Genomic DNA, 6,066 nt, shown 5'->3' with positions numbered 1-6,066 from the left:
ACTTTATGCCTTGTCATATTGGATTGGGATATTATGCCATATTGGTATGATTTAGCTATATCAGGCCAGTCAAAACGCAATGAATGAATAACACACTGAAAAGCCGGCACCCCGCACTGGTATCACGACATTGTCAACGTCTCCGGTACACTCTCACGCTGAAGCTCACGCAAACGGCGAATAACTCGGATAAGGCGCAAAAACTTCGCGGCCTGGGTATCATCCAGCAGGGGCGGTTCTTCCCGTCTGGCGGTGCCAAGCAGAACCGCCGTCAGCGTCAGTTCACTGCTGTCAGCCGGGGTTTCTCCGGTCAGGGTGTGCAATAAACGGGAAAAAGGATGGGCATTTTGCGTATTCACCAGACAAAATCCCGCCGAACCTGCCTCCGATTCCGACAGCAAATCTCTGTCACAGCCCACCACTTCTGCCAGTTCGAAAGCCAGCCGAAATGCCATGTTTTGCAGATGTTCAATATCATCCTGCATCGGGGAAATCGCCCAGACCGAACTGACCGGCTCCAGCCCGGTTTGGGCAAAATGCAGACATTCGCTTTCAGGGACAGGCAAGACGGGTTCAGACAGATTATTCACGCTATCCGGCTGATAAGGCGGAATGACCGGATTTTTTTGGGAAGATGGAACAGACATTTGTGCCTTATCGACCGGAGCCGGTTCTGGCTCAGGTGCCTGAACCTTATCAGTGGTGGGTTGAAAAATTATTCGTTGGTTCGATTCCCTGTTTTGCACTCGAACCCGCGCCGCGTTATTCGTCTCAGTCTCTTCCGGCATCGGCACACTATCAAACGCCGTAGCCTGCTCGCCGAAGAGCTTCTGTCGGTTGCTTTCTTTCGGATCTAATTCCAGTACCCAGCGGTCATAATTGAGCAGTGGATGTGGCAGGGCCTGCAATAAATCGCCAATCAGTTCATCCCGGAACATTTCTGGCGACCAAGACTCAGGGGAATCAAATTTGCGGCAGCAGGCACCAAAGGCCTCATCAAAGGTGACGGTCGGTTCCGGGTTTATACTGGTCACATGCTGTTGCCAGACCGCATCCGCATCCTGCCGTAATGCCAGCAATATCCGGATTTGCGCGACGCTCAGCCCCGAATTCAACAGGTTGGGCATCCACGGGTACAGGTACTGTACCGTATCTTCCATCCGGCTGATATAACTGCGACTGACAGGAAAACCGGCTTCCCCCAGCAGGGCAGAGAGTTCATTTTGGGTGATTTTCTGCCGTTTCTGCGCTTCATAAAGGGTTCTGGCCTTGCAGACACCGAGGGCTTTTTCAATAAAACTGAGATCACCGCGCAGTTCGTTTTCCGCCAGATGCCCGATTACACACTGTAATCGCCCCGGCCACGGTTTAAACAGGCAGTGAATGCGATAAAAACGTTCATCGCCGGTCTCCTGCCACAGCTCGGACAGAATTTGATAGCGCGTATTCCCGCCATCACTGAAGATGTAGGCCTCGTCACCGTCCGGATCACGCGTGACTTTCGGCACCGTATCCAGCCCACGGGCTTTGATCGACACCTTGATATCGTCATAACGCGGGTTGCGACGGGTGCGGGGGTTATCCGGATTCGGGCGTAGCTGATCTAATGTCAGTACCATCGGCATTTCCGCCATCGGCGGGTTGTCATTGAGGGTAGCCACGGCCTGTCGTCCCTGCTGTAACAAAGCATGGCCTAAATTCAACGTATTGCGTCCCATCATTTACCTCCTGTCGCTGTCGATATCAGAAAAACGCGTATACCGGCCGTCAAACCGCACACGCACCGTGCCTGTCGGTCCCTGACGCTGCTTACCGATAATGATCTCGGCAATCCCCGCGTCCGGTGTTTCCGGGTGGTAGACTTCATCGCGGTACAGGTGCAATATCAAGTCAGCGTCCTGCTCCAGCGAACCGGAATCCCGCAGGTCGCCGTTGTTCGGACGTTTATCGGCGCGGGTTTCGACTTGCCGGTTAAGCTGGGACAGCGCCAGTATCGGGCAACCCAGCTCTTTTCCTAACGCTTTCAGGCTGCGGGAGATATCGGCAATTTCCTGCGTACGATTTTCCTGTCCGGGGGCACACATTAACTGGAGGTAATCCACCATAATCAGGGCAGGTTTACCGTATTGACGGGTATAGCGACGGGCACGGGCGCGCAATAGCGCAGGCGTCTGGTGACTGCAATCATCGATAATCAATCGTTGATCCCATTGGGCAAACTGATCCAGGCTCTGGCTGATGCGTCCCCACTGTTCATCATCCAGCAGGCCACTGCGCAGCGCGGTTAATGCCACACCACCTTCCATGGCAGACAGCCGCAGCATCAGTTGTGAAGTCGGCATTTCCAGGCTGAAAACCTGTACCACCGCCTCGTCACGATGGCTCAGCGCACCGAGACAACAGGCCAATCCCAGTGCCGTTTTCCCCATGGAAGGACGGGCGGCCAGCAGAATGAGGTCGCCCGCCTGTAAGCCACAGGTCATTTCATCCAGCGCCTGAAATCCTGTGGGGGTGCCAGTGATCCCATTGCTGCCCTGGATGCGCTCCAGATGGGAAATCAGGGCATCTGCGCCTTGCAGCAGAGTGACGGCCTGATGTTGCCGGACTGTGCCTTTTTCCGCCAGATTAAACAAGTGACTTTCTGCCTGCTCAATCAGGGTTTCTGACCGGATATTGGGCTGAAAAACTTCTGCGCTGAGGGATTTACCCAATGCCAGTAACTGACGTAACCGGCTTTTTTCTGCCACAATGCGGGCATATTCCTCAATATTGGCCGCACTGGGCGTGTTTTTGCACACTTCTGCGACATAGGCAAAACCCCCGACGTTGTCTATTTGCCCCCGCTGTGTCAGCCTGTCGGTCAGGGTGATCAGGTCAAACGGACAGTTTTTTTCGCTCAGTTCCGCAATGGCCTGATAGATTATTCGGTGTGCCGGAAAGTAAAAATCGTCCGCCGCCAGCAGCTGAACCACGCTGTCCCAACGTTCATTCTCCAGTACCAGTCCGCCAATCACCCCCACCTCGGCATAGGCATAGCTGGGTTCCGCTTCACTGATGGCCTGTAACGCATTATGATCCCGATTCATTGGTCACCTCCCTGTTGACGGCATTCAGTGCCCTCACTAACCGTTGTTGCAGATAGGGAGAAGAAACCCAAAACAAAACTTCTTTTGCGGTCAGATACTGTGGCTTGCCATTTTCCCAGCCGCACTCCAGCAGGGCTAAATCATCCGGTGTACCGGACATCAGTGACAGTTCACGCAATTCATCTTCATGACGGGGACTGAAATGCTCGACGTTCTCAGGCGAAACCTCCCAGATAACGGGTAATAATGTCTGGAATTTCGCCAGTGCCGCTTTACGATCAGGCGCATCGACAAACACAAACCATTCATCCTGTGTATCCGTGAACGGTAATTCTGCATTGTCATAGCAAAAACAGATAGCTCGCCAGATAATATTCATTGCGCGCTCCCCGTCGGTTGGTTAACCAGCACGGCATCAAATTTCTCCTGCCATTCGGGAAACAGTTCACAGGCCAGACTGTGCATGGTCTGGGCGGCGGCGGGACTTTTGCGGGGAGTTTTATATTCCAGGCGATGAACAGGCTGGGCGCGAACGTGACCCAGTGTGTAGATATCCAGCAGATCGATTCGGGTGTTCAGCAACTGGTAAACCTTTCTGCCACCCAACGCGGACTCATCATACCGGTGCTGTTCGATAATATCGGTCAGCTCATTGAGCGTATCTCTGTCCAGATTGGTGCCTTCAATGCCATTGGCCAGTATCTGGATCAGCGGCAGCTGAATGCCGTAATGTTCAAAGGGTTGCAGTCGGGTCAACATCCGTAACGTGCCGCGCAGAAACTCACGGACATCCGGCAGGATCGGTTTAATTATCCCCAGCACAAACTGAGTTGCAGTCAGTACCACCAGTTCCGTCATTACCCCGGTTGCGCCTTTGGAGTCGATAAGAATGACATCGTATTGATGAAAAAGCGGATGTTGCAAAATATTGCGCAGGCGAAGACGCCCGTCAGGGGCGTGCAGCATCGCCGTCGGCAGGAGTTCATCGGGATCGTTGGAGACAATGATATCGAGATTGTTGATCACCGCGCGGGAAATGATCCGGTTCGATTCCCTCAGATCCACCGTCTGCATCAGCAATTCATACAGCCCGGCGGGCGCTTCATAGTCCAGAATAAAAATACTGCTGGATGTCGGTTGTGAATAATCGGCGTCAATCAGGAGAGTCTGTAGACCGGCATCGGCAAAAAAGCCGGCCAGATTCGCGGCATGGGTGGATTTACCTTCACCGCCTTTGGGTGAAATGATGGGAAGTATTTTCATTTGTACACTCATTAAAGTTAAGCGTACAAATCGGACAAATCAGGGAATTTTACATTGAATTAACTTACGATGGGATTGAAAATCCCCGTGTCGGTGGTTCGATTCCGCCTCCGGCACCACTTCAACTTCCAGTGAAGTCCAGCCCAGTCAAACAATTTCTCTCAAACCCAGTAAAATCAACACCCTTTCTTATTTTTAGGTCTAGTTTCGTCTGTTGCAATCAAGATGCAGCGAAGGGCATAATTCGGGGCACTTACCGTTCGATTACCGGAATGCCCTTAATAATGAAACTAAACGCACGACAAATCGAAACTGCAAAACCCAGAGAAAAAACCTACAAACTCGCCGATGGTGGCGGTCTTTATTTAGAAGTCTCGTCACGTGGCTCAAAATACTGGCGCATGAAGTATTACCGCCCCACCGATAAGAAAGAAGACCGACTGGCATTTGGTGTTTATCCGGCAGTGTCGTTAGCCGATGCCCGCGCTAAACCAGGGCGCGAGCATACTTTTAACGCCTATTGAATGAACAGTAATTACGTGATCTAATTATTCTTATTTCTTCTTTGAATGCTCGCCCATGAATCCGAACCAGACCCTGATTGAATATTTAACCGTTGTGAAAGAAACCCGTTCTGATATCAATCGTCAATACGAGCTGGTTGATGTCATTTTTCTTGTCATCAGTGCCATTCTGGCCGGCGCCGAAGGCTGGCAAAATATTGAAACTTATGGTCGTGCTAAAATTAAATGGCTGAGAAAATATCGTTCTTTTCTCAGTGGAATACCCCGTCGACACACGATGGCCAGGATAGTGCGCGCTATTGAGCTCGATTCCCTGCTGGACGCTTTACTCAACTGGATCAACGAGCAACGTGAACAGGGAGGAAAACCGGTCATTGCCTTTGATGGAAAAGTTCTGCGACACGCCTACCGTAATGAAAGGAAAAATGCCGTTCAGCTGGTCACGGCGTATGATACGGAGCGGGGGTTAGTTCTGAGCCAGAAAGCGACCGCTACGAAAAACGGTGAAATCAGTATCGTACGGCAGATGCTAGAGCTTCTTGACCCGAAAGGCAGCATAGTCACGCTAGATGCCTTGCATTGTCAGCGCCAAACACTGGAGAAAATCAGTGAAAAAAAAGCCCATGTTGTTGTTCAGGTGAAGAAAAATCAGCCCCATCTGTGGGAAGCCGTCCAATCTCAATTTCAGGCGGTGTTTGATGCGGGTAAAGAGAAAATTATCACGGAAGTTAAACAAGAAGCCCATGGCCGACGTGAAGAGCGCTATGTGTTTCAGTTAAAGGCAAAATTCGAGCCAGAACTGGCCGACAAGTGGCCAACGATCCGCAGTGTGATTGCGGTTGAACGTCACCGGACACAAAACGGCAAAGGAACGGTGGAGACTTCTTATTACGTGAGTTCTCTTTCACCCAAGCATAAGTTATTGGGGCACTATATTCGTCAACATTGGCGAATTGAGAATGGTCAGCCCTATATCCTTGATGTAGTTTTTAAAGAAGATGATTCAAGAATTGTTCTGGATGGTGCGGTTGAGAATCTGGCATTATTTCGGCGAATTGTGTTGAATCTGGTCAAACAATGCGATTGTGGGGCACCCAGCCAAAGGAACAAACTTAAAAAAGCGGGTTGGTGTGATGATTATAGGGCAAGAGTTTTCTTTGGTTGAATATTCATCAAAGCATGCTCGCGCCCTG

Annotated in this window: 5 protein-coding genes and 1 pseudogene; 2 read left to right on the top strand and 4 right to left on the bottom strand. The window is 51.1% G+C overall.

The annotated features are described in order from the left end of the window. Positions 1–122: 122 nt before the first annotated feature. The 4 genes from AAY47_RS14780 to AAY47_RS14765 are packed head-to-tail and all read right to left on the bottom strand — an operon-like array spanning position 123 to position 4,349. Entirely contained in the window at positions 123–1,718 is a 1,596-nt protein-coding gene (locus AAY47_RS14780; RefSeq protein WP_047770904.1) for a ParB family protein, read from the bottom strand. A 3-nt stretch (positions 1,719–1,721) separates the two neighbouring features. After that, positions 1,722–3,086, bottom strand: coding sequence for an SPI-7-type island replicative DNA helicase (gene dnaB-PI, locus AAY47_RS14775; RefSeq protein ID WP_047770903.1), 1,365 nt, complete (start codon positions 3,084–3,086; stop codon positions 1,722–1,724). Further along, on the bottom strand, positions 3,070–3,465 hold the full coding sequence (locus AAY47_RS14770; RefSeq protein WP_047770902.1) for a hypothetical protein: 396 nt from the start codon (positions 3,463–3,465) through the stop codon (positions 3,070–3,072). The genes dnaB-PI and AAY47_RS14770 overlap by 17 nt, the downstream gene beginning before the upstream one ends. After that, the gene (locus AAY47_RS14765; protein ID WP_047770901.1) at positions 3,462–4,349 is read right to left on the bottom strand and encodes a ParA family protein; all 888 of its coding nucleotides are present in this window, start codon (positions 4,347–4,349) and stop codon (positions 3,462–3,464) included. The genes AAY47_RS14770 and AAY47_RS14765 overlap by 4 nt, the downstream gene beginning before the upstream one ends. 284 nt (positions 4,350–4,633) lie before the next feature. On the opposite strand from AAY47_RS14765, the pseudogene AAY47_RS14760 reads away from it, so the two are divergent. Together AAY47_RS14760 and AAY47_RS14755 are read left to right on the top strand one after the other, a co-directional pair. Next, a pseudogene (locus AAY47_RS14760) lies at positions 4,634–4,840 on the top strand (integrase arm-type DNA-binding domain-containing protein); the annotation flags it as partial. A gap of 88 nt (positions 4,841–4,928) precedes the next feature. Next, on the top strand, positions 4,929–6,038 hold the full coding sequence (locus AAY47_RS14755) for an ISAs1 family transposase (RefSeq protein WP_047770899.1): 1,110 nt from the start codon (positions 4,929–4,931) through the stop codon (positions 6,036–6,038). The last annotated feature ends 28 nt before the right edge of the window (positions 6,039–6,066 follow it).

This window comes from Xenorhabdus griffiniae (assembly GCF_001028135.1).
Lineage (GTDB): Bacteria > Pseudomonadota > Gammaproteobacteria > Enterobacterales > Enterobacteriaceae > Xenorhabdus > Xenorhabdus bakwenae.
This window is presented reverse-complemented; position numbering and strand designations above follow the sequence as displayed.

Excerpts from the sequence above, each read along its gene's own strand:
- AAY47_RS14780 (WP_047770904.1), bottom strand. The coding sequence starts at position 1,718 with ATGGGACGCAATACGTTGAATTTAGGCCATGCTTTGTTACAGCAGGGA.
- dnaB-PI (WP_047770903.1), bottom strand. The coding sequence starts at position 3,086 with ATGAATCGGGATCATAATGCGTTACAGGCCATCAGTGAAGCGGAACCC.
- AAY47_RS14770 (WP_047770902.1), bottom strand. The coding sequence starts at position 3,465 with ATGAATATTATCTGGCGAGCTATCTGTTTTTGCTATGACAATGCAGAA.
- AAY47_RS14765 (WP_047770901.1), bottom strand. The coding sequence starts at position 4,349 with ATGAAAATACTTCCCATCATTTCACCCAAAGGCGGTGAAGGTAAATCC.
- AAY47_RS14755 (WP_047770899.1), top strand. The coding sequence starts at position 4,929 with ATGAATCCGAACCAGACCCTGATTGAATATTTAACCGTTGTGAAAGAA.